General features: G+C 61.6%; 1 protein-coding gene. It reads right to left on the bottom strand.

What is annotated here, in order from left to right; all coding sequences use genetic code 11:
* Nucleotides 1-140: 140 nt before the first annotated feature.
* Nucleotides 141-1,643: a sugar ABC transporter ATP-binding protein gene (locus LN996_RS23400; RefSeq protein ID WP_231343485.1), complete on the bottom strand. Its 1,503-nt coding sequence runs from the start codon at nt 1,641-1,643 to the stop codon at nt 141-143.
* Nucleotides 1,644-2,050 lie beyond the last annotated feature (407 nt).

Raw genomic sequence — 2,050 nt, 5'->3', positions numbered from 1 at the left:
CCCCCCCCCCCCCCGGGCCCGCCCCCCCCCCCCCCCCCCCCCCCCCCCCCCCCCCCCCCCCCCCCCCCCCCCCCCCCCCCCCCCCCCCCCGGGGCCCCCCCCCCCCCCCCCCCCCCCCCCCCTATGGTTTCTTCGTTGGGCTAGTTCTTCACGCGCCGGGCGTCGGCGCTACCCGATTCAAACTTCACACCTAACATGTGATGCACCAGGACATCCTCGTTGGTATTGGCGTTGGCCTCGATGGTGACCAGTTCGCCGTCGCGCATGACGCCAATCCGATGGCACCAACTGACCATTTCGGACAGGTCCGAGGACAGGAGGATGATTGCCACGCCAGTGCTGCTGAGCTCCGTGAGCATCTTGTACACGACCTCCTTTGCCCCGATATCGATTCCACGGCTGGGATGGCTGAGGATGAGTACATCACAGTTGGTGGACATCCATCTGGCGAGTTGTACTTTCTGGCGGTCACCTCCTGAAAGTGTGGAGATCGCGCCTTGAATGTTGGTGGTGTTGATGCGCATGCGGTGTACAACATCAGCCACGCCCCGAAGCTGGGAAATCTCGTCCTGGAGGCTGTCACTGCCCCCGTCTGAGCCTTGTTGAAGCCCGTCTACAATGCGGGCTCCATACTCGTAGTCGTCGGCCGCATCCGGAGAATAGCCGATCTTCAAGCGCCGTGCGTCCTGGATCCCCCGGATCTGTACTTGATGTCCGTGCAGGTGGATCTGCCCTGACGTGCTTGGACCAACACCTGCCAGAGCCTCAACCAGTTGGTGCACGCCGGACCGGTGGGTCCCGACGAGGCCAAAAATTTCGCCCTTGGCCACATTGAATGTCACATCGCGGACCCTGTCCCCCACGCTGAGGTTGGCGATCCGCAACGCCTCGCCGGCGGCCGCCGGATCTGTGGGCCTGGCGACTCTCTCCAGTTCCTTTTGAAGCAGGAGGAAGGCAAGTTCCCCGACGTCGGTCTGGCTGGCTTCCAGTGTCTTGTGTACCTTGCCATCCCGCATGACGGCAATCCGGTGCGCAATGGATCTGACTTCATCGAGGCGATGGGTGATGTAGATGATCGCCCGGCCTTGACGGGTCAGCATCCTTAGCACCTGATGCAATACAGCGACGTCATGATCCGGCAGTGAAGCAGCCACTTCATCCATGATCACGAGCTGGGCTTCTTCAGCGACCATGCGCATAACTTCCACGAGCGCCTGTTCGGCACGGATGAGTGTTCCGACGGTGGCATCCGGATCCATGCTGATGCCTATTTCCCGGATCAGTCCGGCCGCTTGGTCGCGGAGTTCATCATGAGACTTTCCGGACTGGAAGGTGCCGCGGAATATTGCTTCGGTGATGGTCAGCCCGGGGTCGATCCGGAAATTCTGGGGAATCAAACCGACTCCGCAGGCTTGCGCTTCTGCGATGGAGTCCGGTACGTAAATCTCCCCTGCGAGAGTGATCTGTCCGAGGTCGTGCTTGTGGGATCCAGCCAAGACGCCCATCAAGGTGGACTTGCCGGCACCATTGGTTCCGATCAACCCCAGAATCTCGCCTCGATGCAAAGAAAGCCCAACGCCTTTGAGGATGCGGCGCTGGTCGTACGAGGCGTGAATATCCTCAGCATGCAATAACAGGTCCAAGAAAGCTCCTAATCCCAGGGGACGATAGCCGCCCCTGAGAGTTCATGGCAAAGCTTTCCAGCATCATGCCTGGGGCGGTGGACTGTGGCATAAACTCCCCATTGCGGGTTTATGCAGCATGCTGACAATTACTCATTGGGGCGCCTTTGAGAGTCAACCAGATGAATTCCGGAAATGCAAAACGGAAATAGGTGAAACAAGAAACTCCATTTCGTGACGCAAAAATCGTGATTATTTAGAGAATCGTTATTTCATGGCGTTGTCATGGGCTGGCCTGTCGCTTAAACAGCAGCGGGGGGGGGGGGGGGGGGGGGGGGGGGGGGGGGGGGGGGGGGGGGGGGGGGGGGGCGGGCGGGGGGGGGCGCCGCGAGCGCGCGAGGCGCGGCGGCAGGGGGGGGGGGGGGGGG

Source organism: Arthrobacter sp. AK01 (genome assembly GCF_021109375.1).
GTDB lineage: Bacteria > Actinomycetota > Actinomycetes > Actinomycetales > Micrococcaceae > Arthrobacter.
The sequence above is the reverse complement of the archived record's forward strand: the minus strand, read 5'-3'. Positions and strand labels throughout refer to the sequence as shown.